Origin of the sequence: Bacillus velezensis, assembly GCF_001461825.1 — a bacterium.
Lineage (GTDB): Bacteria > Bacillota > Bacilli > Bacillales > Bacillaceae > Bacillus > Bacillus velezensis.
Map to the genome: position 1 here is coordinate 269,744 of NZ_LLZC01000019.1, position 26,360 is coordinate 296,103.

The window sequence follows — 26,360 nt, forward strand, 5'->3', positions numbered from 1 at the left end:
TTTGCCTGCTATAATGTATCGGTTCATTCGCCTTAATGTTCGCCTAAATTGCGAAAAAAAGCAGGTATATATTTTTCAGCAGGAGCGCCGCTCGCGAAAAAACATAAAAAAACCGCGGGGGACGCGCCCCTCTGCGGTTTTTTACTGCCAAGGCTTAATGAAGTTTTGCGTATAATACTTCCGGTCCACGCCGACACCGAGGTGCGTATAATCCGGGCTTAACAGCGCCTTTCTGTGGCCTTCGCTGTTCAGCCAGCCCTCCACGGCGGCAGGACCGTCCACATAGTTGTAGGCAATATTTTCACCGGCCTCCCGGTATTTCACATCGCCTTTTTCTAAGCGGTCCTTCAGAGTCCCGTATTTCTTTGAGACGTGAGAGAAATACTTGTTATCCTTCATGTCCTTGCTGTGGCCGAATGCCACTTTTGCGGCGCCTTCGTCCCATTTCAGCCTTGCCAGTCCGTGTTTCACGCGGATGACATTTGTAATGTCGAGAATCTGCTGCTCACTCGCTCGTTCAATGTCGTTCCATTTTTCATCAGAAACTGGCTCGGGTTCTGTCAGCTTTCCTCTGTACATGACTTCATACGGCCTTTGTTTCACAAGTGTTTCCGCATCAAATGCCCTGATGCTTGACAGATTCCCGTCAAATTTGTCCATGTACAGCTGAACATACATTCCGCCTATCTTGACGGTGGGACGGGTATTGATATCTTCTTCAGAAAACTCGAACCGATACGTGTTTCCCTTGTCAGTCACATTGACAAAAGGAGAAACCTGCGTCGTTTTAAAAACTTCGCCCGTCGATTCGCCGATCTTAAACGGTTTTGCGTTGATGCCGCTTCCCGAAGCGTACAAAGTCACGGCTTTATCATTCAAAATACCGACTTGTACGTATTGGTCTTTCCCCTGGTTGTACACCCACCACTCGTAATCGTAGGCAGAAGGATCTTTCCGGGACGGTTCCCCAAGTTTCTTTTTCACATCGGCGGCAGATTTCCCCATGAGAGAAAGCAGTCCGGATGACGGCATTTTCAGCCGTTTTCCGCTCTCTTCTTCATTGGAAACCTGAGGCTCCTCCTGATCCGTCTTTTTCTGAGGAGCCGATCCATATTGTATAAACAGAACATACGCTCCGTAAATAAGCAAAAGGATAACGAGAGCCCTTGCGATATTTTTCAACCTCTCACCCCCATATGTTCAAACCGTTCTGTTTTTGTTTACTCTTATACAGTACAGCCTATTTGCATCGTCCGTGATTTATGTTTAATGGATAAACCCCTCCGGACCGCCGTCTTCAGAAATGTCAGACAGCGCCCGGCCTGCTTGCTCATTTGATTGCTCGGCCAACGAAAGATCGCCGAGCGTAACAATGCCGACCAGTTTTTTATCCTTTGTGACGGGAATTCTTCTGAGCTGATGTTCAGCCATCAAATGGAGCACCTCCTCCACAGAGGCGTCTTCTTCTGCACTGATAACCCGCTCTGTCATTGCGTCGGTTATTTTTTGAGAGTTCGGCTTTTTTGAAGCAATTCCCCGTAATACGAGATCTCTGTCTGTCACGATCCCGACAAGGGTCGCGCCGTCTTCATCCACTATCGGAATGGCGCCGACATCCGCGTCTTTCATCTTCACCGCAGCTTCATATACATTATCTAATACTGTACAATATTGCAAGTCTGACGTCATGAGCTTATTGATCTTTGTCATTGCGGAATTCCTCCTTTTTCTGCTACTATTGTCGTCAAATTTTTCTTTTTGCATACTTTCACCGTATGAATCATTGAAAGTGTAACGCTTTCATACTATGATTGTCAGGAAAGGGCATTTTTAAAAGGAGGGGGAAGGTTTGAAGTTTGAAAACAGCGGTCTTGAAGGGGTAACAGCGGAGCTCAGCCGCTTGAATGATCTGATGGAAGGTAAAGGGCTCATTCTGGCTGGACAATGGGATTATGAAAGAGTGACTTACGACAAAAAGTTTTCAGTACCTGAGGGGACATTTTATCTGCGGATTCAAGGAACGGCAAAAGAGGGCGATGTCGGCGGCAGCCGGGCCGTGATTCAGCTGAAGGCCCCTCTTTTAGGAAAGCATTATTATCCGCACGGCGTAGAATACGGCAGTGCTGAAGAATTTCCGGAACATGTTGTCGCTGAAAGCAAAGCTTTACTGCTTGAATTGGAAGAGTCATTAAAAACAGTGCAAATGTAATAAAAAAGTACAGCATATTCTGCTGTACTTTTTTTATGAGACGGTATGCTCGATATACGGCGGCTCTGACAGCGTATCTTTTTCCCGTTCCGTTCTGACCCACTGAAAAAAGATGACAGCCAAATATGTTCCGTAGACCGCCTCTTGAATGATTTTCATCAGCACTGCCCCAAGCTGCTGATCTTCCAGAGGAGGCAGCGTGTTAAACATCTCCGGTCCGGATAAAGGAATCTCCTCCAGCAAATCTAAAGGAACGCAAAGCTTCATTGCTTCGGCCCAAGCCGCCGGATCTGTATACGTGGCATACATGGGCGCCCCGCTGAACATAATGAGCGCGCAGGCCGGCGTTAACAGAATCCCGTCTGCCATAATATACCCCAGCTTCATTAAACCGCTGAGACGGGGCAGACCGTCCACCTTATGCACAAGCGGCCACCACATAAAAAACGCCGTTACAAAGATGAGTCCGTTCATCAGCGTGTGATACAGCGAATCCGTTTTGACGAAATCAAATATAAACGGGATGTGATACAGTGAAAAAATACCGTTAAACAGCACTAATGCGATAAGCGGCATTGAAAAGAACGAAAACAGCGGCTTTACGACAGGACGGAAGATCAGTTTTTTCCATGCCCAGCCGGGAATTCCGGAAATCAACAGCGGCGGTACGACTAAAAACAGAACCGCCATCTGCGTCATATGGGCACTGAACATCACATGGCCCAATAAATCAACCGGACTTCCCGCAGCCGTGTAAAAAAATAGCGCGGAAAGCACAAACAGCACCTTCTCCTTAGCGGCCACACGTCCTTTATGCCGGCTGCACCAGTAAAAGTAAATACCTGTTATCACGGCAGTTATACAAAACAGATACGGGCTCCACATTGCGCGAAACCCGAACATTTCCAAATTAATCAAATCTCTCACTCCCCGCCGTCCCGATTACCACCAAATAATCGTGACAAATGCAAGCACGGTGATAAACGCGACAAATATTCCCGAATACAGAAATAATGACGGCGCTTCATGCCCCTTCTGGCTCATATGCATAAAGTAAAACAGCTGAAAGATGACCTGGATGACCGCAAGCAGGATCAGAAACGGCATCGTAAACCATCCGGCAATGCCGTCAGCAGCCACCGTCAAAAACGCGACAAGCGTAAGGCCGATCATCAAACCGAAGGATATGACCTGATATTTCATCTCCTCGGCATTTTTCTTTTTCCGATATTCGAGATCCGTACTGACAGTCCCTCTGTTTTTGTTATCGTCCATCGTTATCCCACCATCCCCATCAAATATACAACGGTAAAGATAAAGACCCACACGACATCGATAAAATGCCAATATAAGCTGGCCACATAATATTTCGGCGCATTATAAAGGCTGAGCCCTCTTTTCGCATTCCGGATCATAAGCGCGCTGATCCACAACAGCCCGAACGCCACGTGTGCTCCGTGTGTGCCGACCAGCGTGTAAAACGCTGAGCCGAGCGCAGAGCTTGTAATGGTAAAGCCGAATTCGTGAGTGTAATGCATAAATTCATAGATTTCTACCCCTAAAAATCCTGCTCCCAATAAAACGGTAACCAAAAGCCACACCTGCATTTTTTTAAAGGAGAAATTTTTCATATGATACATCGCATACACACTCGTTAAGCTGCTCGTTAAAAGAAGCATCGTCGCGATAAACACGATCGGCAGCTCAAACATCTCAGCCGTTGACGGCCCTCCGGCTTTAGATTCCCGTAAAGCAAGAAATGTCGCAAATAGCGAGGCGAACAGAACCGTTTCGCCGCCGAGAAACAGCCAAAATCCCAAAAACTTATTTTTCCCCTCCAGCGTTGCTTTTTCAGGAGAAGCCGGAAAGGTTTCAGCCGTCATTTTTTCCTGCAGCTGCATTACGCCTTCACCCCTTTATCATCATTCGGCAGATCTTCTTTGTGAATATGATAGCCGTAATCATCGACCACAGAGCGAAGCAGCATGGTAAAGAATGTGATGCCGAGCCCTATGAAGATAACCGGAAGCCCCCATGAATAATCGGAGTGGTATAAAAACCCAAACGCTGCGACAAACAGCCCGAAAGATATGATAAACGGCATGATGGAGCCGTTCGGCATATGAATGTCCTCTACAGGCTCTGCAGGCGCCATCCCTTCATTTCCGGCCTGCTTTTCAATCCACAGCGGGTCAAGTCCCCGGACAAACGGAAGCTGTTTAAAATTATATTCCGGCGGCGGCGAAGAGACCGCCCATTCAAGCGTACGACCGTCCAGCCACGGGTCGTTCCCGACGTATTTCCCCTTTATTGAGGTATAAATAATATTGACGACGAGTAAAACTGCCGCGCCCGCCATGAAAAACGCGCCGATTGAACTGATCAGGTTGCCGGTATCAAGCCCCTGGCCGGGCAGATATGTGTAAACGCGCCGCGGCATTCCCATCAAGCCGAGGAAATGCTGAATGAAGAAGGTAAGATGAAACCCGATAAAAAATAAGACGAACGAAATTTTTCCCATCGTTTCATGAAGCACCTTCCCGAACATTTTCGGCCACCAGAAATGCACGCCCGCCAGGATGCCGAACACAACGCCGCCGATAATGACGTAGTGGAAATGCGCTACGACAAAATACGTATCATGGAACTGATAATCTGCCGCTGCGGCCGCCAGCATGACACCCGTGACTCCTCCGAGTACGAAAGAAGGAATAAAGGCGACGGCATACAGCATAGGCGTCGTGAATTTGACATTTCCTCCCCAGATGGTCAAAAGCCAGTTGAAAATTTTAATGCCCGTAGGCACCGCGATCGCCATCGTCGCAACCGCAAATATCGCATTAGCGATCGGTCCGAGTCCCGTCGTAAACATATGGTGAACCCAAACCATGAACCCGAGAAAGCCGATCAGCACGATCGCAAAGACCATAGACGAATAACCGAACAGACGTTTCCTCGCAAATACGGGAATGATTTCTGAAAAAATCCCAAAGGCGGGAAGAATTAAAATGTACACTTCCGGATGCCCGAAAATCCAAAACAGATGCTCCCAGATTATCGTATTGCCGCCCAATTCAGGATTAAAGAAATTCGTTCCGAACAAACGATCCAGCATCATCAGCGCCAAACCGACGGTGAGCGGAGGAAATGCGAATAAAATGAGTGCCGACGCCACAAATGTCGTCCACGTAAACAGCGGCAATCTCATATACGTCAAACCCGGCGCCCTCATATTAATAATCGTGGCGAGAAAATTGATCCCCGCAATCAGCGTACCTAAGCCTGATATTTGCAGGCCGAGCACGAAAAAGTCTATGCCGTGCCCTTTCGAATTCAGCGCAAGTGACGCGTACGACGTCCATCCTGCATCAGGAGCGCCCCCTAAAAACCAGCTCAGATTCAAAAAGATGCCTCCGAAGAAAAACAGCCAAAATCCGAGCGCATTCAAAAATGGGAATGATACGTCACGCGCCCCGATCTGCAGCGGCACAACCGCGTTCATCAGCCCGAATAACAGCGGCATCGCCGCCAGGAAGATCATTGTCGTGCCGTGCATCGTCATAATTTCATTAAACTGCTGCGCACCCATAAAATCGTTCCCCGGCCTCAAGAGCTGAATCCTGATAAGCATGGCCTCAAGTCCGCCGACGACGAAGAAAAATCCCCCGGCGATCATATATAAAATCGCGATTTTCTTATGGTCAACCGTCGTCAAATAATCCCAAAGCAAAGAGCTTTTTCTTTGCTGTCCTGTAAGCGTATTCATCATTTGCGACCTCCCCCCTGATATCTCCCTGTCCTCACTTGTTCTCCGCTTTCAGCCCTTTTAAATATTCATACAGCGCATCCGTTTCAGCGTCCGAGAGCTTCGGATAAGTGCCTGTCATTTTATTGCCCGGTTTAATGCTGTCCGGATTTTTCAGCCAGGCTTTTATATTCTCTTTATTCGCATCCTTAATGCCGGCCACTTTGACCCGTTCACCGAAGGTAGCGAGGTTCGGAGCCGTTCTTGCCGCTTCAGCCCGTTTATCATTGGGCTCAACCGCATGACAGCTCAGGCAGTTTTTTTCCTTAAAGAGCTCTTCTCCTTGCGCGGCTAAACCGGAATCTGTTGTATGCTTATAATTTTTCATCGCTTTCGTCCATTGTTTAAATTCTTTTGACGGCAGCGGTTTCACTTTGAAATCCATCAGCGCATGTGAAGGTCCGCACAGCTCTGCGCATTTCCCGAAGAAATATTCTCCCGCTTCTTTGCTGCGTTTAGAATCGAAGGTCAGAAAGAAAGTATTGTCATTATCCGTATTCGTATCGATTTTTCCCCCGGCTGACGGAATCCAGAAAGAGTGTTTCACATCTGAGGACTTCAGCTTGAAATAGACGCGTTCATCTGTGGGAACGATCAGCTCCTGACTTGTCACAAACCCGTAATCAGGATACTCGAATTCCCACCAGTATAAATTCGCCCTTACATTAATCACGAGCGCATCCTCTGCTTTACGGTTTTTCTTATCCATCGGCGACGTATCCGCCAGCGCCAATGTGTCGATGACAACCGGAATGACAAGAATAATCAGAAGCAAGATCGGAATAACGGTCCAGGTGATTTCTAAAAAACGGTTCCCCTCCACCTGTTTCGGTATCGTGTCTTCCCCTACACGCGACCGTCTGAACCTCACAATGACGTAAAAGAAAATAACTGCTACGACCGCAACGACGACAACCATGATAAGTGTGCTGAGCACCGTCAGATCATATTGTTTATCAGCCACTTCGCCGGCAGGCTTGAGTGTGGACAGAAACGGTTTTCCACAGCCGCTCAATAAAAGCGGCACTAAGGCTAATAATGATAAAAGACGCCAACGCTTTAACATTTCACCCAACCCCTTTTTTGAATCAGTACGAGATGCACAAGCAGTAAATCTGCTTCCAGCCGAAATACTTCATTTCCTCATTTCTTAAAATATGAGATTTTTTACTTAAAATTCCATCTATGTATAAAAGCAAAGCCGCCTGATTAAACAAAAGGTCAAGGCGGCGTTTACTAGTTGTCATTGTTTGTTTTGGCGATCAAACAAGCTCATTATTCAATTAAAACAGCGTGAAGACCACCATCGCTACAAAATAAATGGTCATGTAATTAAGCGAATAGACAAACATAAGAGTTGCCCACTTCATGATGTTTTTCATGCGGAATCCCATCAGTCCGAGAACAAGCCATCCGACATTCAGCAAAGTGCCGAGAATGACGATCGGAAGACCGAGACTGCCGAGGAAAAACGGAAGCGGCAGCAGGCATGCTACCCAGACGATAATCTGTCTTTTCGTCACTTCAAAGCCGTGCACTACCGGAAGCATCGGAATATTCGCTGCTCTGTAATCTTCCGTCTTTTTAATCGCAAGCGCTAAAAAGTGCGGAATCTGCCAGATGAATAAAATCATGAATAAAACCCACGCGACAACACCGATGTGCCCTTCAACCGCTGTCCAGCCGATTAACGGCGGCACGGCGCCTGATACACTTCCGACAACCGTATTAATCGTATAACGGCGTTTCGTCCACATTGTATAAAGAACAACGTACGTAAACACGCCGATAAAACCGATGACTGCTGCCATCACGGTGGTCATCAAAAGCATGATAAGTCCTAAAGCAATGAGTAAAATTCCTGACCACAGCGCTTGATTCGGCTGAATCTTTCCGGTTACCGTCGGTCTTACTTTCGTGCGTTCCATTAAATGATCAATATCACGATCGTAATAGTTGTTAACCGCACAAGAACCGGCGATGATCAAAGAAGATCCTATTAATGTAAGAAGCACGGTGTTTAAATTGCCTAAAAAACTCAGACCGGATATATGTAACGCAAGCCACATGCCGGTAAAAGTCGTAATTAAATTCGAATTGACGATTCCTATTTTGATAAGCGAAAGGAAATCCTTCCATGCCGTCGTCTCTTCAATCTGTCCGTCTATAGCTGTATCGTTTAAAATTCTGGAATTAGCCATAACGTAAACCTCCCTTACAAACCTAAAGCAGGTTTTTTAAGACCTGCAACTCTATCATACAAGATAATGACCTGTAAAAAAACATTCTCTTAAATATTAAACGAGAAACAGGAATTTATTTGTGAACTTTTTATGAATTTTACCAAATCCGCCGGTTTCTTAATAAAGCGGTTACTTTATTTCTATCAGACCCATCTGGAATAATCAACCCCATTATCTAAGAAGTCCTGATTCTATTATATTTTTGTGAACAAACAGAATTGAGAATTGCCACAAAACACATATTCGCTTACACTTGGTACGTATATCATTTTGTCCAGTTTGTTAAGAAGGTGAATGTAAAATGAATAAAGCTTTGAAAGCGCTCGGCGTACTGACGACATTCGTTATGCTCGTCGTGCTGATCGGCGGCGCTCTTGTCACAAAGACAGGATCGGGTCTCGGTTGCGGAAGGCAGTGGCCGCTTTGCCACGGCCGGTTTTTCCCGGAGCTTAACGCCGCTTCTATCATTGAATGGAGCCACAGACTCGCAAGCGGTGTCTCAATCGTTCTCGTGCTGAGTCTCGCTTTTTGGGCATGGAGAAAAGTCACGCCTGTTTTCCGTGAAACAACCTTTCTCGCCATTATGTCCATTATCTTTTTATTTTTACAGGCGCTTCTCGGCGCATTAGCGGTTGTTTTCGGATCAAATGCGCTCGTTATGGCGCTTCATTTCGGCATATCGCTGATTTCTTTCGCTTCTGTTCTGATTTTGACGCTGCTCATATTCGAAGCTGATAAATCAGACAAAAAGCTCGTCAAGCCGCTCAGAATCGGCAGAAAAATGCAGTTTCATATGATCGGTCTTTCGATTTACACGTATATCGTCGTTTATACGGGGGCTTATGTACGCCATACGAAATCAAGCCTTGCCTGCCCTGACGTTCCGCTTTGCAGCAGGCTGAATCACGGGCTTCCGTCCCATTTTCAGGAATATGTGCAGATGGGTCACAGAACGGCAGCACTGCTTCTGTTCGTATGGATTCTTGTCGCTTCTGCGCATGCGGTGCGCTCCTACAAAGATCAAAAACAGATTCTTGGGGGCTGGATAGCGGCTCTTGTCTTTGTTTTATTACAGGCGCTGTCCGGAATCATGGTTGTTTATTCAGAAATGGCCACCGGTTTTGCACTTGCCCATTCGCTCTTTATTGCCGGCCTGTTCGGCGTCTTATGCTATTTCTTATTATTAATCGCCCGCTTCCGCTATGAATCAAAACAGCGGAACATCTGAGGCACATGAAAAGGCCGAAGCATTAGAGCTTCGGCCTTTTTACATATAAAAAACCTGATCGCACACGGGGGCGGATCAGGTTTTTTATATTCATTTTTTACGCTTTTTCAATTTCGATCAGTAAATCACCTGTCTGAATCGGTTCACCGTTTTTCACATGAATCTGCTGTATCGTCCCGGAGAACGGCGCCTGTACCGTCGTCTCCATTTTCATCGCTTCATTAATCATCAGATGATCGCCTTTATTTACCTTTGCCCCGGTTTCCGTTAACAATTTAATGACGGTTCCCGGCATGGATGCCGCAATGTGGCTTGGGTTTGTCCGATCTGCTTTTAATTTTTCCTGTACGGACGATTTTATGCTTTCATCTTTAATGACCACCTCGCGCGGCTGGCCGTTCAATTCGAAATAAACGACACGTGTCGCATCTGGCTGCGGTTCACCGATAGATACAAGCTTCACGATCAGCGTTTTTCCGCGCTCGATTTCCACTTCGATTTCTTCACCGAGTGTCATGCCGTAGAAGAAAGTCGGTGTGTCCAATACGGAAATATCACCGAAGCGTTCAGCCGTTTTAACATATTCTGTAAACACCTTCGGATAAAGAGCATACGCGATTGCGTCCTGATCACTCAATTCCATCTGATGTGTTTCTTTCCATTCTTCTTTAATGCCTTCAAAAGATACCGGTTCAAGCAGCTCACCCGGTCTTACCGTGATCGGCGTCTGTCCTTTCAGAACGAGCTTTTGCAGTTTTTCCGGAAATCCGCCGTGCGGCTGGCCGATCTGCCCTTTAAAGAGCTCAACGACTGAATCCGGAAAATCAAGCGTTTCGCCTTTATCATAAACATCTTGTTCTGTTAAATTGTTTTGCACCATGTAAAGCGCCATATCTCCGACGACTTTGGAAGAAGGTGTTACTTTCACGACGTCGCCGAACATGCGGTTGACGACGCTGTACATGTCTTTCACCTCATTCCAGCGATCACCGAGGCCGACTCCTTTTGCCTGCTGCTGCAGATTGCTGTACTGGCCGCCCGGCATTTCATGATTATAAATCTCAGTATGCGGAGACTTCATCCCGCTTTCAAATTCACTGTAATACTGACGGACTGATTCCCAATATTGTGACAGTCTTTCCACCTGGCGGACATCCATTTCAGGACGGCGGCTGTTTCCTTCAAGGGCATGATAAAATCCGCTTGCGCTCGGCTGTGAAGTCAGACCCGCCATTGAGCTGACGGCGACATCCACGATGTCCACACCCGCTTCAACAGCTTTGGCATAGAGAAAGACGCCATTGCCGCTCGTATCATGCGTGTGAAGATGAACGGGAATATCAATCGTTTCCTTCAGCGCTGAGATAAGTTCGTATGCGGCTTGAGGTTTCAAAAGACCGGCCATGTCTTTAATACCGAGAATGTGCGCACCAGACGCCTCAAGCTCTTTCGCCATAGAAAGATAATACTTCAAATCATATTTCGTCCGGGTCTTATCAAGAATATCTCCCGTGTAACAAATCGCAGCCTCCGCCACTTTTCCGGTTTCACGGACGGCATCGATGGCCAGCGTCATCCCTTTTACCCAGTTCAGGCTGTCAAAGATCCGGAATACGTCAATACCTGACTTCGCTGACTGCCGGACAAATTTTTGGATGACATTGTCCGGATAGTTTGTATAACCGACGGCATTTGATGAACGAAGCAGCATCTGGAACAATGTGTTCGGCACTTCCTTGCGAAGATCTTCAAGGCGTTTCCAAGGGTCTTCTTTTAAGAAACGGTACGCTACATCAAATGTCGCGCCTCCCCACATTTCAAGGCTGAACAGTTCAGGCCACAGGGCAGCCGTAGGATTCGCGATTTTTTTCAAATCATTGGATCTGATCCGTGTTGCGAGCAGGGACTGATGGGCATCCCTGAACGTTGTATCGGTCAGGAGCACGGATTTTTGCTCTTTCACCCAGTCTGCAAGCCCCTCAGCGCCTCTTTCATCAAGGATCTGTTTCGTACCGCTTGCCGGCCTTTCCCCGATATCTAACGTAACGGTCTGAGGCTTATCAAATGCAGGCTTTTCTTTTTTCCCGATTCCCGGAAAACCGTTCACCGTGACATTGCCGATATAGGAAAGCATTTTTGTTCCGCGGTCCTTCTGTTTTGGGAAAACAAACAGCTCAGGCGTTGTGTCGATAAATGATGTGTCGTATTGGCCCGTCAGGAATTTTTCATGCTTTGCCACGTTTTCAAGAAACGGAATATTGGTCTTAATGCCTCTGATCCTGAATTCCTGCAGGTTGCGGACCATTTTCGCTGATGCCTGTTCAAACGTCAGCGCCCATGTCGACAGCTTGACGAGCAGTGAATCATAATAAGGCGTGATGACGGCGCCCTGGAAGCTGTTTCCCGTATCAAGGCGGACGCCGAAGCCGCCGCCTGAGCGGTAAGCCATAATTTTACCCGTGTCAGGCATAAAGTCATTCAGCGGATCTTCAGTGGTCACACGTGATTGGATCGCATACCCGTTTGTAAAAATGTCTTTCTGCTCAGGGATATTGACGGCACGGCTGTGCAGTCCGTGGCCCTGCGCGACGAGGATTTGCGTCTGAACGATATCAACCCCCGTTATCATTTCCGTAATCGTATGCTCCACTTGTACGCGCGGGTTCACTTCAATAAAGTAAAATTCACCGCCCGCTACGAGAAATTCCACGGTCCCCGCGTTGATATAGCCGACATTTTTCGCAAGCGCGACAGCCGCTTCACAGATTTCGTCCCTTAATTCAGGCTGCAAAGATACACTCGGCGCCACCTCAATGACCTTTTGATGGCGTCTCTGAACGGAACAGTCCCGCTCATACAGATGGACGACATTGCCTTCTTTATCTCCGATCACCTGAACTTCAATATGCTTAGGATTTTCGATCAGTTTTTCAACATACACTTCATCGTTTCCGAATGCGGCTTTCGCTTCTGATTTGGCCCGCTCAAACGATTCTTTCAATTCGCTTTCGCTTCGGACGATTCTCATTCCGCGGCCTCCGCCTCCGAGCGATGCTTTAATAATAAACGGAAATCCGTGGACTTTTGCGAATTGTTCGACATCTTTTAATGTTTCAGCCGGTCCGTCACTCCCCGGAATAACGGGGATGCCGGCTTTTTCTGCCTGCTCCCTCGCCTTTACCTTATCTCCGAACATATCCAAATGCGCTGACGTCGGTCCGATAAATACGATGCCCTCTTCTTCACAGCGCCTCGCAAATTGGATATTTTCAGAGAGAAATCCGTAGCCCGGATGAATGGCATCAACGCCGTTTCTTTTTGCGATCTCAATAATCCCTTCAATATCAAGATACGCGTCAATCGGTTTTTTGCCTTCTCCCACAAGATAAGCTTCATCCGCTTTATAGCGATGATAGGAGCCCGAATCTTCTTTTGAATAAACGGCTACCGTTCTGATGTTCAATTCTGTGCACGCCCGGAAAATCCGGATCGCAATTTCTCCCCTGTTTGCTACTAACACTTTTTGGATGGATTGTTGTGACAAACTTTTCTCCCCCTTGGCCTAATAAATATGTAGTTTATAATAAAGGAATATCCGTCCTGTGTATACACTTGTTTTTTAGAGATACACAGATTTTTCCGTCTGCCGTCTTTTTACCCCCTTAGACGGAACGGGCTCCCTCTTTTTCTTCTTTTCTGAGTACTTGACATGCATGCTGACATTCACCAATATACCGGCACTCGTTAATAACAAAAACATTGATGAGCCCCCGTAGCTGATAAACGGCAGCGGAACACCTGTGATCGGAATTAAACCGCTGACACCGCCGAGATTGATAAAGGTCTGAATCGCAATCATGCTGGATATCCCGATTGCCAAAAGGCTTCCGAACGGATCTTCACATTTTCTCGCAATATAAAAACCTTTTAACACGACAAAAGCCAGCAGCACAATGACAAACAGGACGCCGAAAATGCCGAGCTCCTCTGAAATAACCGCCATAATAAAGTCTGTATGCGATTCAGGCAGATAACCGTATTTTTGAATGCTTTCTCCAAGACCGAGACCGAAAAAACCGCCTGAGCCGATCGCATAATACGAATTTATAATCTGCAGGCCTGATGTGCTGGCGTATTTAAAGGGATTTTCAAGACTTTCAAACCGGCTCATACGCCCGGGTGTCAAAATATCGTCCCATTTCAGATAGATGATCGGGCTGACAAGGAGTAATACGATTCCCGCCATGAGAACCAGCTTGAGCAGGGTCCTTCCGCTGAATCCCGAACACATAATAACGCAAAGCGCGATCAGACCGATAATCATCGCCGTTCCGAAGTCAGGCTGAATAGCGATAAGCGCACAAATGACTACGGTGACGATCACCGGCGGAGCAACCCCCGTCAAAAGCTGATCGATGTAGCTTTGTTTCTTTGCGTATACCGCGGCAAGGTACAGTATCAGGGTCAGCTTGACAAATTCCCCCGGCTGAATGGCCATTCCTCCGATTTTAAACCAGCTTTGCGCGTTTCCGGCAACATGTCCGAAAACAAACAGCGCGCAAAGCGCAGCCACTGACGCAAGCAGTATGAATTTCTGAATCTTTTGATGGGCGAACACTTTGTACGGAAAAACGGCCGCGATGATAAACAGCACAAACCCCGCGATGACGGCGAACAGCTGCCGTTTAAAGAAATAGTCGCTGCTCACGCCGTAACGCATAACGGCGGTAATCATGCTTGAGCTGTATACCATTACCAATCCGAAACTGCACAGCAGAATGATAGCGCATATCAATGAATAATCGTAAGATTTTAACATTCTTTTAAACATAACATCCTCTTTCCTGCTTAAAGCTTACGTTTAATACCTATTGCGTATTATATTTTACTATAATTCATAAACAATTTACGCAGTTTCTTTATAGTTTTTCGGATGAAATGCAGATTAAGAGACCGTCTTACGAAAAGAAGATGCAAAAAAACGGTTTACGGTTATAAAAAAACCCAAACCGTTGAATAGTTTGAGTTTGATCATTTATTTTCCTGTAAACGCGTCATGCAAAGCAGACAGTTCTCTTTCAAGTCTGTCCAGCAGCTCTTTGCCGTCGTTTTCGTCAACTAATCCCAGGCGGACAGCAAAATCGATTTCCCTCGACAGTCCGAACATCTGAGTATCCAAGACCTCTTCATACAGAGGACATTGAGGCATCGTTAAGTTATCCATTTGTACTCGGATCAGCTTCAAAATCTTCTCAGCATCTAACTTCAACAGCTCGAATGCTTTCTGCTGATGGTCAACTATAATCTCTGAAGCCAAAAGTATCCCTCCGTTCCCCAGGCGAGTACCTAATTCTTCTATTTATCATAAAGGGTATCAGGTGAAATTGCAAGAGGATTTAAGCAGATGTTATGATAAAAAATGTTTCAAAAAATACTCAGCCTGTATTTCTCAGACATGATTTCCAAAAGCTTCACACCCGCGATGCTGTTGCCTTTTTCATCAAGCGCCGGGCCGAATATACCGATTCCGAAGTTGTACGGCGAAATACCCATGATTCCTCCCGAAACGCCGCTTTTAGCGGGAATGCCGACCTTGATTGCGAATTCCCCGCTCGCATTGTACATGCCGCAGGTCACCATAAACGTCTTGCAGATTCTCGCCACATCTTTTTTAATGACCTGCTCCCCGGTTTCCGGATGCTTGCCGTCAAGGGCGAATACACAGCCGATTTTGGCTAAATCCAGACTGCTCATCTTAATCGCGCACTGTTTTGTATACAAATCCATGACCTCTTCAACATCGCCTTTAAAAATGTCATACTGCTTCATGTAATAACACATGGCCCGATTAATCATGGAAGATTTGAATTCCGATTCCGCGACATGGCTGCAATATGTAATGTCCTGATTATTCGCAAGTCTTCTGATGAATCCGAGCAGGTAATTCAGGCGGTCTTTCGGCGAATGCCCTTTAATTAAACCCGTAACGACGAGAGCTCCCGCATTAATCATCGGATTTAAAGGCTTGCCCGGATTTACTGTTTCAAGCTTAATCATGGAATTAAACGGGTCGCCGGTCGGCTCCTGACCCACGCAGCTGAACACCTTTTCCTTTCCGTAATCCATCAGTACGAGCGCCAGAGAAAGCACTTTCGAAATGCTCTGCAGCGTAAATGTCCGGTCGGCGTCTCCTGCCGTCAGACATGTATTTTCCGCATGATAAATCGTGACCGATAGGCTGTCTTGTTCAGATTCAGCCAGAGCCGGAATATAGTCTGCCACTTTGCCTTCTTCGGTCCTTTTTTTCGCTTCCTGAACTAATGCGTCCAGCTCTTGGTAATGCCGGCATACCATGTCGATCATCCTCACTTCGCTGCCGTTGTATACATCTAATTTGCGACACAAAGTGACAATTCATGCGAAAACTTTTATACTTTAAGTAAAGGGGGGCTTCACCATGAGCGTTATTCAAGTAAAAGGCAATGTTACATACCCGATTACAATTGATCCGAGTGTCTGGATTTTCGATGACCGCAAGTTTCCGTTTGAAAAAAATCAGCCCGTTCATCCGGACGGCTCTGCAGAAACCCAGGAGCATACGCTTGATCCGGAACGGGTGATCAGAGAAGGGCGCATTTCGCCGCCGACTTTAAAAAGCGAAAAACGTTATGAAAAAGAAAGACTGATGAACGGCAGCTTCGCCATGAAGCTCGGCGCTGTTTTAGCAAATGCCGAGCCGAAAGAAAGCGCTGTCCTGTGCGCATTTATTTCAAAATCAGAAAGAACCGAAGTGCCGCTCGAAAAGGCGATGGACGCAATCGCGCATTTCAGCGATGCGGGGAAACCCCTTCAAGACGGCGGCCCGGTCCATTTTTACGTGGACGGAGACTTTGAAAAACCAATAACGGGCGTCACAGAAATCGAAGTTTTATAACAAATCGGCGGCAAGCTGTGCAAGGCCGGATCTCTCACCTTTCACAAGCTTCACGCTGCCGGAGACGGTTTGTTCTTTAAACCGTTCTACAACATAAGCAAGTCCGTTGTTTAAACTGTCTAAGTATGGGTGATCTATTTGCTCCGGATCGCCCATCAGGACAATTTTGCTGCCCTCTCCCACCCGAGTCAAAAGCGTTTTGACCTCGTGCCTCGTCAGATTCTGAGCCTCATCAATAATAATAAATTGATCCGGAATGCTTCTTCCCCGAATGTATGTCAGCGCCTCCACCTGAATCGATCCGATTCCTGCCAAAATCGCTTCAAGTTCACCCGGCTTTTTCGCATTGAATAAAAATTCAAGATTATCAAAGATCGGCTGCATCCACGGCTTGAGCTTTTCCTCTTTTTCGCCCGGCAAATATCCGATATCCTTTCCCACCGGGACGATGGGACGCGCGACGATCAGTTTTTTATAAATACCGAGATCCTCCGTCTGCAGAAGCCCTGCCGCGAGAGCAAGCAAGGTTTTTCCCGTTCCCGCTTTTCCGATCAGGGTGACAAGCGGGATATCTTCCCTCAGCAGGAGTTCAAGCGCCATTGTCTGCTGGACGTTCTTCGGCCTGATACCCCATACGTGCTCATCATCGAAAACGAGTCTTTTTACGGTCTCGCCTTTCTTATCTGCCATGCCGACCGCAGACGAAGATCCTCCTAATTCATCTTTCATCAGCACAAATTGATTCGGATAAACCTGATGCTGCTGAAGCTCCTTGACTGAAATTTGTTTGTTTTTATAAAACGAGGCAAACCGCTCTTTATTCATAAATATATCTTTGTACCCGCTATATATTTCATCATGGTCAACGACTCTGTCGTTTAAAAAGTCCTCCGCCAAAAGCCCGATGGCATCCGCCTTTACCCTGACAAGCACATCTTTGCTGACCAGGATGACGAGGCGGCCGTTTTCTTTCGTTTCCTCCTCAAGGCTTAAATTTTTTGCCACCGCCAAAATGCGGTTATCATTCGTTTTTTCGATAAAAATTTCTTGGAGCTGGTGAAATGACCGGTGGTTCAGTTCAATTCTGAGCGTTCCTCCGCTTTCAAGCGGAACTTTCTCGTGCAGCCTTCCTTTCTCCCTGAGCCCGTCTATCAGCTTAGATACGTGCCTCGCATTTCTCCCGACCTCGTCCATATACCGCTTTTTTGAATCGACCTCTTCCAGCACGACGGCGGGGATGACAACTTCGTTTTCTTCAAAGGAAAAAATGGCGTTAGGATCCTGCAAAAGTACATTCGTATCTAACACATAAATTTTACTCAAGTCTCAGCCTCCTGAAATAAGGATCAAAGCCCATCGTGTGCTTCTCTTTCCGCGAAAAACGGGGATGCCTGCTAAAATATATGATTTGGTGAATAAAGATAGAAGGTTAATTCAACAATAAAATAAATGAAAGCATTCAAGGAGGAAATCTGACGTGCGAATTCTTTTCATTATCATACAAGCCTTGTTTATCCTTACCGGCTGCACTGCTGTACAGGACGGCCGCGGCCGCAATATTCAGAACGAATCAGCCGATCAGCGCGATGCAAAACCGATCCATGTGAAAAATACGGCTCCTGAGACAGCTGAAAATCCAGGCCGGACAGACATCGCTAAGCATCTCGTCGAGGTAACCGAAAAAATCCCCGGCATTTCAGATGCCACCGCGGTTGTACTCGGAAGATACTCCGTTGTCGGTATCGATGTGGATGACAATTTAGAAAGAAGCAAAGTGGAGAGCATTAAATACACGGTTGCCCAGGCGTTAAAAAACGATCCTTACGGCGCCAATGCCGTTGTCGTGGCTGATCCTGATACGGTTTCCCGTCTGAGAGGCATGGGCAGCGACATTAAGGCCGGCCGCCCCGTTTCAGGCATTTTGGACGAACTTGCCGCCATCGTCGGCCGTGTCATGCCGGAAGTCCCGAATGATGTGACCGACAATGAAAAAGAATCACCGACTCAATCGAATGATGATCAGCTGAACGAAAGAGACCAGAACAAGCTGCAGAACGAACAGAACGATCAATCGGATCATCATATGAAAAACCGCCGGTAAAAAGCAGCGCCCGCTTCAAAGGAAGGGCGCTGCTTTCTTTCCCTTTGGCAGGAGGGGCATCCATGATATAATGCTTGTCATAGTGAAAGAGGTGAAAAATCAATGAGAGTAAAATGTTCCATTTGCGACAAAATCGAACAAATTGATGATGAAACACTGACAGCCAAACGCCTCCGCAATCGTCCGATTCATACATATATGTGCCGGGAATGCCATGACCGAATCAAAGTCAAAACGGAGGCGCGGCTGAATACCGGACACTTTTCCTTTCATCCCGGACAAAAAGCGAAAAAAGATAAACTGAAAAAATAAACCGAATAAAAAATGACCCGCCGGAAGGCAAGGTCATTTTTTTATTGCGGTTTAGCTGACTGGTTTTTTTTGGACTGGTGCAGACGGATTTTGTAAACGATCAAAATCAAGGCGGCGACAACAAGCCCTTCTCCGACCGGCAGAAACACACCGAAAAAAGTCAGCACGGTGCAGCCGAGCACGAGAAAGAGATAAACTGCCGCAGCCTTCAACACCGGCAGCCGTTTGGCAAAGCCGAGTTTAAATACAATCACCGAAAGCACGACGATCGTTCCGTATAACAGCCACATTCCCGTCAGCGGATGCTCATCCACTTGGTAAAGAGCCGCAAAGAACGACAGCCGTTCACTTACTTCATTCAAAAGGATCCCCCTCCCCTTTTCCGTTCGGGTTCTACCTTTTCAAATTCTGCAAGTGATTAAGACATTCCTGCTGTTTTTTTCTTTTTCGCCGCTTTTTCACGTTCGTTTTTATTCAGGATTTTCTTTCTTAAACGGATGGATTCCGGCGTTACTTCACAGTATTCATCTTCGTTTAAGTACTCGAGTGATTCTTCAAGCGACATAATGCGCGCTTTCTTAATCGTAGTCGTTTGATCCTTCGTAGCGGAACGGACGTTTGTCTGCTGTTTCATTTTGCTGACATTGACGACAAGGTCATTGTCACGGTTATGTTCGCCGACAATCATACCTTCATATACTTCTGTTCCAGGCTCAACGAAGATGACGCCGCGGTCTTCAATACCTTGAATTCCGTAAGATGTCGCTTTTCCGTTTTCCATGGAAACGAGCACACCCTGACGGCGGCCTCCGACTTGGCCTTTTTGCATCGGCTGATAGCTGTCAAACGTGTGGTTCAGGATACCGAAACCGCGTGTCAGTGACAGAAACTCAGTAGAATAGCCGATGAGTCCGCGCGAAGGTACGGTAAAGATCAGGCGGACCTGGCCGTTTCCGTTATTAATCATATCAAGCATTTCGCCTTTTCTCGCACCCATTGATTCCATAACAGAACCGGTATGCTCTTCAGGCACGTCAATCTGCACGCGCTCAACAGGCTCGCAGCTTACGCCGTCGATTTCCTTAATGATAACTTCAGGCTTAGACACTTGAAGCTCATAGCCTTCACGGCGCATGTTTTCAATTAAAATGGACAGGTGAAGCTCACCGCGTCCTGAAACAACCCATGCGTCAGGTGATGCCGTCGGTTCGACACGGAGACTGACATCTGTTTGAAGCTGCGCGTTCAGACGCTCTTCAATTTTGCGGGATGTGACATATTTGCCTTCACGGCCTGCAAACGGGCTGTTGTTTACGACAAATGTCATTTGGAGCGTAGGCTCATCAATGCGCAGAACCGGCAGCGGCTCATGGTGTTCAGCCGGACAAACCGTTTCACCGACGTTGATATCTTCCATGCCCGAAACGGCAACGAGGTCTCCCGCTCTCGCTTCTTCAATTTCCACGCGTTTCAATCCTTGGAAACCGAAGATTTTCGTTACGCGGAATGATTTTACCGTTCCGTCAAGTTTCATCAATGAAACCTGCTGACCCACTTTCATCGTGCCGCGGAAAACGCGTCCGATACCGATACGGCCGACATAATCATTGTAATCAAGCAGCGCCACTTGGAATTGAAGAGGCTCTTCGGCGTTATCTACCGGGGCAGGGACATGTTCAAGAATCGTTTCATACAATGATTCCATATTTTCGTCCTGCTTTTTCGGATCAAGACTTGCCGTTCCGTTAATCGCAGAAGCGTAGACGACAGGGAACTCAAGCTGTTCTTCGTTTGCGTCAAGCTCGATGAACAAATCAAGCACTTCATCAATGACTTCTTCCGGACGGGCGAAATCACGGTCGATTTTGTTTACGACGACAACCGGATTTAAGTTCTGCTCAAGGGCTTTTTTCAGTACGAAACGGGTTTGCGGCATGCAGCCTTCATATGCGTCAACGACTAACAGAACGCCGTCAACCATTTTCATAATCCGTTCTACCTCTCCGCCGAAGTCGGCGTGTCCCGGAGTGTCCAAAATATTAATGCGTGTATCTTTATAGTTAATCGCAGTATTTTTCGCAAGAATTGTAATACCGCGTTCACGTTCAAGATCGTTTGAATCCATTGCGCGCTCGGCAATATTTTCGTTGGCACGGAATGTTCCGGCTTGGTGAAGCAATTGGTCTACCAAAGTCGTTTTCCCATGGTCAACGTGGGCAATAATCGCGATGTTGCGAAGATCGTTTCGAAGTTTCACATTTTCATCTCCTAAAAAAATTAGATAACTTTCATATTATACCACACATCCTCTTTAAAAGCGTTACGTTTTTCTGTAAACTGAAAGTATGACGTTAAAGGGGATGGAAATATGAAAAAATTGAATTGGCTCTTATTATTATTTGCATTCGCAGCAGTCTTCAGCATGATGCTGATCGGCGTATCAATCGCTGAGAAAAGCGCATGGGGCATCATCGGAAGCATTGTTCTCGTTATCGCCATGATGGGAAGCGGTTTCACCGTAAAGAAAAAAATGCGCGAACAGGGACTGCTTGATTAAAAGCATGGCCCTTTGCAAAATTCGGTAAACATGGAAAGCACAATATCTAATGAAGCCTGAATCAAAGATTCAGGCTTTTTCACATGCTCAAAACAGGCTTTAGATGTAAGGCTTATCTCCCCCGCCGCCTAGTCAGGAAGCCGGAAATGACAGCTCCCATTCTAGTTACATCAGCAGATTCCCTCAGAAGATGCAGTCTGAAATAGTCCGGCATCGTTATGCAGAAAATACCATACCTCCTATATCAATTCCATCATTGTCTTTTTATACTTGTGGCTGTAAGCAAATACACATGACAAGGAGAGAACGAAATGAAAACATCTTTTTTGAAGAAAACCGCTGTAACTGCCGCCGCAACCGCCTCAGCCGCCTTGCTTGCATTCAGTCCGCTTGATTCTGCCGGCGCAAAAACGATCCAGGCAAATGAACCGCATATCCTGCAGGCTTCCGCAGAGAAAACACCGGAAGACGCGGCAAAACTCATTGACATCATCAGCCAATCGATTTACGAAAAAGACGGTGTCTATTATTTTGACAGCGAAAAAGCGGTGGAATTGGGATTAGATCAAGAACAAGCCCAGATCATTCAAAAGCTGTGGGACAGTTCAACCGAATTTTTAACCGTTCTTTCCCAATGTATTGAGAAAACGGACGGCGAATATACATTTAATAAAGAAAAAGCGGTGGAGCTCGGCTTTACGGAAAAAGAGGCCCTTATCGTTGATCAGCTGTTCACCGCTTTTTCCCAAAGTCTTCATATCCTTCAATCTGCGCTGATTGAAGAAGACGGTGAGTATACGTTTGATCAGGACCTTGCTGAAAAAGCAGGAGCAGGAAAAAAAGAAGCAAAGCTGTGTGCCGGATTCTTTAATTCACTGCCCCAGGAATTGCTTGAAGGCATTTATACAGCCTTTCATCCGGCTGAGTAAACGGATTAAAACGCCCGGTCATTCAGCCGGGCGTTTTTTTAAATCAGCAGTTTAAGGATCAGCATGATAAAGAAAACAGCGCCGAACAAACAGGCTGCTTTTATCAGCAGCTTCCCGTAATACCGTTCCTTAAACCGCCTTTCTTCTTCTGCGTAACAGGCTGGCGCCTTCATCTCAGGGCTGCCGAGGTCAAGCGGCTCCTTCATCATATGATATAAACTCCCGCACTTACCGCATGATTCAAGATGGCGGGAAATAAACCGCTCCGTTTCTGTTTCACAATCGCCTTCAATATATAAAGGGAGTAAATCTCTCACTAAACAGCAAGTCATATCTGTCCGTCCTTCCTTTTTTCCGCCAAGTGCTGTTTCAGCTGCATTCTCGCCCTGTACAGGGTGCTCTTCACCTTCGAAAGACTCCAGTCCAAAACATCTGCAATCTCTTCGTAAGACAGCTCTTGAAATATCTGTCGAAATGCTGAATAAAATGACTGAAAATCTCTGACATCTGAAACAATCCTTTTCGTTTATTAAGGCCTCACCCGTTTAGACAAACGGCTATAAAAAAAGTTTTACAAATCGGAACATTTTTCCCCTATCATTTTTCCCGACTTCATTTGTCATTTTTTTCAGAATAAATCGCATCATTCGACTCATGTCTGATTCAACACGTGCCTCTCGGCTTATCCCCCGATGCTGGCCTCCGGAAGCCTTTCCGGGACGATTCTATCAATTCATCAGCGGAGTCTAGTTTTATATTGCAGAATGAGAGAATGCTGGTTTATTATAACAATATAAGTTTTCATTATTTTCAAAAAGGGGGATTTATTGTGGGTTTAGGTAAGAAATTGTCTGTTGCTGTCGCCGCTTCCTTTATGAGTTTAACCATCAGTCTTCCGGGTGTTCAGGCCGCTGAGAATCCTCAGCTTAAAGAAAACCTGACGAACTTTGTGCCGAAGCATTCTTTGGTGCAATCTGAATTGCCTTCAGTCAGTGACAAAGCAATCAAGCAATACTTGAAACAAAACGGCAAAGTCTTCAAAGGCAACCCTTCTGAGAGACTGAAGCTGATTGACCACACGACCGATGATCTCGGCTACAAGCACTTCCGTTATGTGCCTGTCGTTAACGGTGTGCCTGTGAAAGACTCGCAAGTCATTATTCACGTCGATAAATCCAACAATGTCTATGCGATTAACGGTGAATTAAACAACGATGCTTCTGCCAAAACGGCAAACAGCAAAAAATTATCTGCAAATCAGGCGCTGGATCATGCTTTTAAAGCAATCGGCAAATCACCTGAAGCCGTCTCTAACGGCAACGTTGCAAACAAAAACAAAGCCGAGCTGAAAGCAGCGGCCACAAAAGACGGTAAATACCGCCTCGCCTATGATGTAACCATCCGCTACATCGAACCGGAACCAGCTAACTGGGAAGTAACCGTTGATGCGGAAACAGGGAAAGTCCTGAAAAAGCAAAACAAAGTGGAGCATGCCGCTGCAACCGGAACAGGTACGACTCTTAAAGGAAAAACGGTCTCATTAAATATTTCTTCTGAAAGCGGCAAATATGTAATGCGTGATCTTTCTAAACCTACCGGAACGCAAATTATTACGTACGATCTGCAAAACCGACAATATAACCTGCCGGGCACGCTCGTATCAAGCACTACAAACCAGTTCACAACTTCTTCTCAGCGCGCTGCCGTTGATGCGCATTACAATCTCGGCAAAGTGTACGATTATTTCTATCAGACGTTTAAACGCAATAGCTACGACAATAAAGGCGGCAAAATCGTATCTTCCGTTCATTACGGCAGCAAATACAATAACGCGGCCTGGATCGGCGACCAAATGATTTACGGTGACGGTGACGGCTCATTCTTCTCGCCTCTTTCCGGTTCAATGGACGTAACGGCCCATGAAATGACACACGGTGTTACACAGGAAACAGCCAACCTGAACTATGAAAATCAGCCGGGCGCTTTAAACGAATCCTTCTCTGATGTATTCGGATACTTCAATGATACTGAGGACTGGGATATCGGTGAAGATATTACGGTCAGCCAGCCGGCTCTCCGCAGTTTATCCAATCCGACAAAATACGGACAGCCCGACCATTACAAAAATTATCGAAACCTTCCGAATACTGATGCCGGCGACTACGGCGGCGTGCATACAAACAGCGGAATTCCGAACAAAGCCGCTTACAACACGATTACAAAAATCGGCGTGAAAAAAGCGGAGCAGATTTACTACCGTGCACTGACGGTATATCTCACTCCGTCATCAAGCTTTAAAGATGCAAAAGCAGCTTTGATTCAATCAGCGCGGGACCTTTACGGCTCTCAAGACGCTGCAAGCGTAGAAGCGGCCTGGAATGCGGTCGGCTTGTAAACAAGAAAAGAGACCGGAGAAATCCGGTCTCTTTTTTATATCTGAAACATTTCACAATGGCTTCACCATGATCATATATGTTTTTTCCCGATCGTCTTTTTCAAGCTTAAGCTGTTCAAAGCCGCATTGGCTTAAAAACAAAACCCATTCCTGCCTGTCCAGGGGAACGGCTGAAAACATCGCTTTATGCTCCCCTCTCAGCCGGCCCGCAATCTCTTCAATGACCGCGCGTCCGATTCCTTTCTCTTTTGCCTCCGGAGCGACGGCCACGGTTCCGAGCCACGGTTTTCCGTTTGAAGGCGCCCATTCCAAATGAAAACTGACGGCGGCAGGAGCGCCGTCAATCTCCCATACGAGCCACGTTCCATTGTACATGGAGTATGCAAGCATAAACTCCGCCGCATTTTTTGTTCCGAACTCTTCGCTTTTCCACACCGGGTGTGATGCCGCCAGCTGCTCCAGAAACCCGAGATCTTCTTCTTCAAAATCTCTACCTGTCAGCATGTAAATAGTCGTCAAAGATAATTTTATGTATTGCCGGATTGCCCGCAAGCACGCTGTGGTTATCTAAAAACGTAAACGGCTCGCCGTCTGTGGTCGTGTAAATGCCCCCGACTTCGTTCAGCAGCACGCAGCCGGCAGCGTAATCCCACGGCGCGAGCCTCATCGTAATGTATGCGTCAATGCGGCCGGCCGCAACACTGGCCAGCTCAAGTGCCGCCGAACCGTAGGAACGCGTTCCTCTGACCCGTTTTACGAGCGGCGCCAAAATACTCGGGTCAATCCTTCTGTTTTCCGTCACCCATGTGGCATTGATTGCAATAATGGCTTCTTCAATGGAAGCTTCTTTTAAAGGAGCAAGCGGCGTATTGTTCAGATAAGCCCCTTTTCCGCTGAATGCGTGATACAATTCGTCCTGCATCACATCATAAATTAAGCCGATTTTGCCTTTTCCGTCTTCAAAGATGCCGATGGAGATCGCGAAATGCCGCTTTTGATGGACAAAATTCATCGTTCCGTCAATCGGATCAATGATCCAGACAATTCCGTCAAGGGAGCGGAGTTTATCCCCCTGCCCTTCTTCTCCGAGAATCCGGTGTCCGGGAAAAGTTCCTTGTATACGGTCAATGAAAAAGCGTTCCGTCTCTTTATCAATATTTGTGACTAAATCATTCGGATTTGATTTTGTTTCAATCGTCAAGCTTTCCTGCATGGATTGTCTGATTCTCGTTCCGGCTTCTTTTACCCATTTTTTTGCGATATCATCAATTTCCGTCCAATTTGTCATACCGTGTACCTCTTTTCTATGTATAGCTTATTCTATAGCATACTGATAAAGGCGATGAAAAAGCAAGGAAAATGAAAAAAATGCCTTCTCACGTAAAAACGAACCATTTCCTGCGGTTCGTTTTTACTATTCTTTATCCGTTAAGCCGAATCCATTCTTTTCTGAGACGTTCCAGTTTTCTTTTGCTGAGATCGATTTGATCTTCATTCTCTTTTTGCATGGCCTCATACAGGGTTGCCAATTCATAATCAACCTCTAGTCTCCAGACAGCTACACGGTTATTTTTTTCCTCCCTGAATCCTTCCTTCACCACTTGCCTCATTGTCTTTCGCCCCTTCCAGAGATCATTTGTTAAAAAA

The 26,360-nt window shown here is 46.5% G+C and carries 27 protein-coding genes and 1 pseudogene; 8 read left to right on the plus strand and 20 right to left on the minus strand.

All coding sequences use genetic code 11. The annotated features are described in order from the left end of the window. Positions 1-141 precede the first annotated feature (141 nt). Positions 142-1,182, minus strand: a complete 1,041-nt coding sequence (locus AR442_RS12030) for a CAP domain-containing protein (protein WP_014417703.1) — start codon at positions 1,180-1,182, stop codon at positions 142-144. Between the two features lie 84 nt (positions 1,183-1,266). Continuing rightward, positions 1,267-1,710 carry a CBS domain-containing protein gene (locus AR442_RS12035; RefSeq protein ID WP_014417702.1) on the minus strand — a complete coding sequence of 148 codons (444 nt, stop codon included), beginning with the start codon at positions 1,708-1,710 and terminating at the stop codon, positions 1,267-1,269. A gap of 139 nt (positions 1,711-1,849) precedes the next feature. Here AR442_RS12035 and AR442_RS12040 point away from each other — a divergent pair, with 139 nt between their 5' ends. Beyond that, complete coding sequence (locus tag AR442_RS12040; RefSeq protein ID WP_007409688.1) at positions 1,850-2,209, plus strand: YugN family protein; 360 nt, start codon at positions 1,850-1,852, stop codon at positions 2,207-2,209. A gap of 33 nt (positions 2,210-2,242) precedes the next feature. Here the strand turns inward: AR442_RS12040 and ctaG are convergent, their stop codons facing one another. The 6 genes from ctaG to cyoE all read right to left on the minus strand — a co-directional run bounded on the left by ctaG (position 2,243) and on the right by cyoE (position 8,215). Beyond that, on the minus strand, positions 2,243-3,127 hold the full coding sequence (gene ctaG, locus AR442_RS12045) for a cytochrome c oxidase assembly factor CtaG (protein WP_100261768.1): 885 nt from the start codon (positions 3,125-3,127) through the stop codon (positions 2,243-2,245). 24 nt (positions 3,128-3,151) lie between these two features. Beyond that, on the minus strand, positions 3,152-3,484 hold the full coding sequence (gene ctaF / locus AR442_RS12050; RefSeq protein ID WP_007409686.1) for a cytochrome c oxidase subunit IVB: 333 nt from the start codon (positions 3,482-3,484) through the stop codon (positions 3,152-3,154). A 2-nt stretch (positions 3,485-3,486) separates the two neighbouring features. Further along, positions 3,487-4,110 (minus strand): cytochrome c oxidase subunit III, encoded by a 624-nt coding sequence (gene ctaE / locus AR442_RS12055; protein WP_003154482.1) that lies wholly within the window; start codon positions 4,108-4,110, stop codon positions 3,487-3,489. Then, complete coding sequence (ctaD, locus tag AR442_RS12060) at positions 4,110-5,978, minus strand: cytochrome c oxidase subunit I (RefSeq protein WP_014417700.1); 1,869 nt, start codon at positions 5,976-5,978, stop codon at positions 4,110-4,112. Before ctaD ends, ctaE begins: the two co-directional genes overlap by 1 nt. 31 nt (positions 5,979-6,009) lie before the next feature. Continuing rightward, positions 6,010-7,080: a cytochrome c oxidase subunit II gene (gene coxB, locus AR442_RS12065; RefSeq protein WP_014417699.1), complete on the minus strand. Its 1,071-nt coding sequence runs from the start codon at positions 7,078-7,080 to the stop codon at positions 6,010-6,012. 217 nt (positions 7,081-7,297) lie between these two features. Continuing rightward, the gene (gene cyoE, locus AR442_RS12070) at positions 7,298-8,215 is read right to left on the minus strand and encodes a heme o synthase (RefSeq protein ID WP_003154486.1); all 918 of its coding nucleotides are present in this window, start codon (positions 8,213-8,215) and stop codon (positions 7,298-7,300) included. 343 nt (positions 8,216-8,558) lie between these two features. Between cyoE and ctaA the strand changes: the two genes are divergently transcribed. After that, the gene (gene ctaA / locus AR442_RS12075; RefSeq protein WP_053285003.1) at positions 8,559-9,485 is read left to right on the plus strand and encodes a heme A synthase CtaA; all 927 of its coding nucleotides are present in this window, start codon (positions 8,559-8,561) and stop codon (positions 9,483-9,485) included. Positions 9,486-9,582: 97 nt separating this feature from the next. Here ctaA and pyc read toward each other — a convergent pair whose 3' ends face one another. The 4 genes from pyc to glsA all read right to left on the minus strand — a co-directional run bounded on the left by pyc (position 9,583) and on the right by glsA (position 15,839). Then, complete coding sequence (gene pyc, locus AR442_RS12080) at positions 9,583-13,029, minus strand: pyruvate carboxylase (protein WP_014417697.1); 3,447 nt, start codon at positions 13,027-13,029, stop codon at positions 9,583-9,585. A 75-nt stretch (positions 13,030-13,104) separates the two neighbouring features. After that, the gene (locus AR442_RS12085) at positions 13,105-14,316 is read right to left on the minus strand and encodes an FtsW/RodA/SpoVE family cell cycle protein (protein WP_014417696.1); all 1,212 of its coding nucleotides are present in this window, start codon (positions 14,314-14,316) and stop codon (positions 13,105-13,107) included. A 204-nt stretch (positions 14,317-14,520) separates the two neighbouring features. Further along, complete coding sequence (locus AR442_RS12090) at positions 14,521-14,802, minus strand: Fpa/YlaN family protein (protein WP_003154494.1); 282 nt, start codon at positions 14,800-14,802, stop codon at positions 14,521-14,523. A gap of 107 nt (positions 14,803-14,909) precedes the next feature. Continuing rightward, positions 14,910-15,839 (minus strand): glutaminase A, encoded by a 930-nt coding sequence (gene glsA / locus AR442_RS12095; protein WP_040221710.1) that lies wholly within the window; start codon positions 15,837-15,839, stop codon positions 14,910-14,912. Between the two features lie 103 nt (positions 15,840-15,942). Here glsA and AR442_RS12100 point away from each other — a divergent pair, with 103 nt between their 5' ends. Beyond that, on the plus strand, positions 15,943-16,419 hold the full coding sequence (locus tag AR442_RS12100; RefSeq protein ID WP_007409680.1) for a hypothetical protein: 477 nt from the start codon (positions 15,943-15,945) through the stop codon (positions 16,417-16,419). On the opposite strand, the gene AR442_RS12105 is transcribed toward AR442_RS12100, so the two are convergent. Then, positions 16,414-17,742 carry a PhoH family protein gene (locus AR442_RS12105; RefSeq protein WP_014417660.1) on the minus strand — a complete coding sequence of 443 codons (1,329 nt, stop codon included), beginning with the start codon at positions 17,740-17,742 and terminating at the stop codon, positions 16,414-16,416. The genes AR442_RS12100 and AR442_RS12105 overlap by 6 nt on opposite strands. 154 nt (positions 17,743-17,896) lie before the next feature. Between AR442_RS12105 and AR442_RS12110 the strand changes: the two genes are divergently transcribed. Beyond that, positions 17,897-18,520, plus strand: a complete 624-nt coding sequence (locus AR442_RS12110; RefSeq protein ID WP_014417659.1) for a YhcN/YlaJ family sporulation lipoprotein — start codon at positions 17,897-17,899, stop codon at positions 18,518-18,520. A gap of 102 nt (positions 18,521-18,622) precedes the next feature. Next, entirely contained in the window at positions 18,623-18,832 is a 210-nt protein-coding gene (locus tag AR442_RS12115; RefSeq protein ID WP_007409677.1) for a YlaI family protein, read from the plus strand. A gap of 41 nt (positions 18,833-18,873) precedes the next feature. Here AR442_RS12115 and AR442_RS12120 read toward each other — a convergent pair whose 3' ends face one another. Beyond that, positions 18,874-19,194, minus strand: coding sequence for a YlaH-like family protein (locus AR442_RS12120; RefSeq protein ID WP_014417658.1), 321 nt, complete (start codon positions 19,192-19,194; stop codon positions 18,874-18,876). A gap of 56 nt (positions 19,195-19,250) precedes the next feature. Then, on the minus strand, positions 19,251-21,089 hold the full coding sequence (gene typA, locus AR442_RS12125) for a translational GTPase TypA (RefSeq protein WP_014417657.1): 1,839 nt from the start codon (positions 21,087-21,089) through the stop codon (positions 19,251-19,253). 111 nt (positions 21,090-21,200) lie between these two features. Here typA and AR442_RS12130 point away from each other — a divergent pair, with 111 nt between their 5' ends. Together AR442_RS12130 and AR442_RS12135 are read left to right on the plus strand one after the other, a co-directional pair. Beyond that, entirely contained in the window at positions 21,201-21,389 is a 189-nt protein-coding gene (locus tag AR442_RS12130) for a YlaF family protein (RefSeq protein WP_003154504.1), read from the plus strand. A gap of 311 nt (positions 21,390-21,700) precedes the next feature. After that, the gene (locus tag AR442_RS12135; RefSeq protein ID WP_014417656.1) at positions 21,701-22,318 is read left to right on the plus strand and encodes a hypothetical protein; all 618 of its coding nucleotides are present in this window, start codon (positions 21,701-21,703) and stop codon (positions 22,316-22,318) included. A 38-nt stretch (positions 22,319-22,356) separates the two neighbouring features. Here the strand turns inward: AR442_RS12135 and AR442_RS12140 are convergent, their stop codons facing one another. Continuing rightward, positions 22,357-22,650: an anti-sigma factor family protein gene (locus AR442_RS12140; RefSeq protein WP_007409673.1), complete on the minus strand. Its 294-nt coding sequence runs from the start codon at positions 22,648-22,650 to the stop codon at positions 22,357-22,359. After that, a pseudogene (locus tag AR442_RS20005) lies at positions 22,647-22,781 on the minus strand (RNA polymerase sigma factor); the annotation flags it as partial. The pseudogene AR442_RS20005 and the gene AR442_RS12140, both read right to left, overlap by 4 nt. Positions 22,782-23,147: 366 nt before the next feature. On the opposite strand from AR442_RS20005, the gene AR442_RS12145 reads away from it, so the two are divergent. After that, positions 23,148-24,713: a M4 family metallopeptidase gene (locus tag AR442_RS12145; protein WP_017417711.1), complete on the plus strand. Its 1,566-nt coding sequence runs from the start codon at positions 23,148-23,150 to the stop codon at positions 24,711-24,713. Positions 24,714-24,764: 51 nt separating this feature from the next. On the opposite strand, the gene AR442_RS12150 is transcribed toward AR442_RS12145, so the two are convergent. From AR442_RS12150 to AR442_RS12160, 3 genes are all read right to left on the minus strand, one after another. Then, on the minus strand, positions 24,765-25,217 hold the full coding sequence (locus tag AR442_RS12150) for a GNAT family N-acetyltransferase (protein ID WP_014417654.1): 453 nt from the start codon (positions 25,215-25,217) through the stop codon (positions 24,765-24,767). Beyond that, positions 25,204-26,001 (minus strand): inositol-1-monophosphatase, encoded by a 798-nt coding sequence (gene suhB, locus AR442_RS12155; protein ID WP_017417710.1) that lies wholly within the window; start codon positions 25,999-26,001, stop codon positions 25,204-25,206. The genes AR442_RS12150 and suhB overlap by 14 nt, the downstream gene beginning before the upstream one ends. A 133-nt stretch (positions 26,002-26,134) precedes the next feature. Then, the gene (locus AR442_RS12160; protein ID WP_003154513.1) at positions 26,135-26,323 is read right to left on the minus strand and encodes a hypothetical protein; all 189 of its coding nucleotides are present in this window, start codon (positions 26,321-26,323) and stop codon (positions 26,135-26,137) included. Positions 26,324-26,360 lie beyond the last annotated feature (37 nt).

Excerpts from the sequence above, each read along its gene's own strand:
- coxB (WP_014417699.1), bottom strand. The coding sequence starts at position 7,080 with ATGTTAAAGCGTTGGCGTCTTTTATCATTATTAGCCTTAGTGCCGCTT.
- AR442_RS12115 (WP_007409677.1), top strand. The coding sequence starts at position 18,623 with ATGAGAGTAAAATGTTCCATTTGCGACAAAATCGAACAAATTGATGAT.
- AR442_RS12140 (WP_007409673.1), bottom strand. The coding sequence starts at position 22,650 with ATGACTTGCTGTTTAGTGAGAGATTTACTCCCTTTATATATTGAAGGC.
- suhB (WP_017417710.1), bottom strand. The coding sequence starts at position 26,001 with ATGACAAATTGGACGGAAATTGATGATATCGCAAAAAAATGGGTAAAA.
- ctaF (WP_007409686.1), bottom strand. The coding sequence starts at position 3,484 with ATGGACGATAACAAAAACAGAGGGACTGTCAGTACGGATCTCGAATAT.
- glsA (WP_040221710.1), bottom strand. The coding sequence starts at position 15,839 with ATGGTATGCCGGCATTACCAAGAGCTGGACGCATTAGTTCAGGAAGCG.
- ctaE (WP_003154482.1), bottom strand. The coding sequence starts at position 4,110 with ATGCAGCTGCAGGAAAAAATGACGGCTGAAACCTTTCCGGCTTCTCCT.
- AR442_RS12135 (WP_014417656.1), top strand. The coding sequence starts at position 21,701 with ATGAAAACATCTTTTTTGAAGAAAACCGCTGTAACTGCCGCCGCAACC.
- cyoE (WP_003154486.1), bottom strand. The coding sequence starts at position 8,215 with ATGGCTAATTCCAGAATTTTAAACGATACAGCTATAGACGGACAGATT.
- ctaA (WP_053285003.1), top strand. The coding sequence starts at position 8,559 with ATGAATAAAGCTTTGAAAGCGCTCGGCGTACTGACGACATTCGTTATG.
- AR442_RS12035 (WP_014417702.1), bottom strand. The coding sequence starts at position 1,710 with ATGACAAAGATCAATAAGCTCATGACGTCAGACTTGCAATATTGTACA.
- AR442_RS12100 (WP_007409680.1), top strand. The coding sequence starts at position 15,943 with ATGAGCGTTATTCAAGTAAAAGGCAATGTTACATACCCGATTACAATT.
- ctaD (WP_014417700.1), bottom strand. The coding sequence starts at position 5,978 with ATGATGAATACGCTTACAGGACAGCAAAGAAAAAGCTCTTTGCTTTGG.
- AR442_RS12160 (WP_003154513.1), bottom strand. The coding sequence starts at position 26,323 with ATGAGGCAAGTGGTGAAGGAAGGATTCAGGGAGGAAAAAAATAACCGT.
- AR442_RS12085 (WP_014417696.1), bottom strand. The coding sequence starts at position 14,316 with ATGTTTAAAAGAATGTTAAAATCTTACGATTATTCATTGATATGCGCT.
- AR442_RS12130 (WP_003154504.1), top strand. The coding sequence starts at position 21,201 with ATGAAAAAATTGAATTGGCTCTTATTATTATTTGCATTCGCAGCAGTC.
- AR442_RS12150 (WP_014417654.1), bottom strand. The coding sequence starts at position 25,217 with ATGCTGACAGGTAGAGATTTTGAAGAAGAAGATCTCGGGTTTCTGGAG.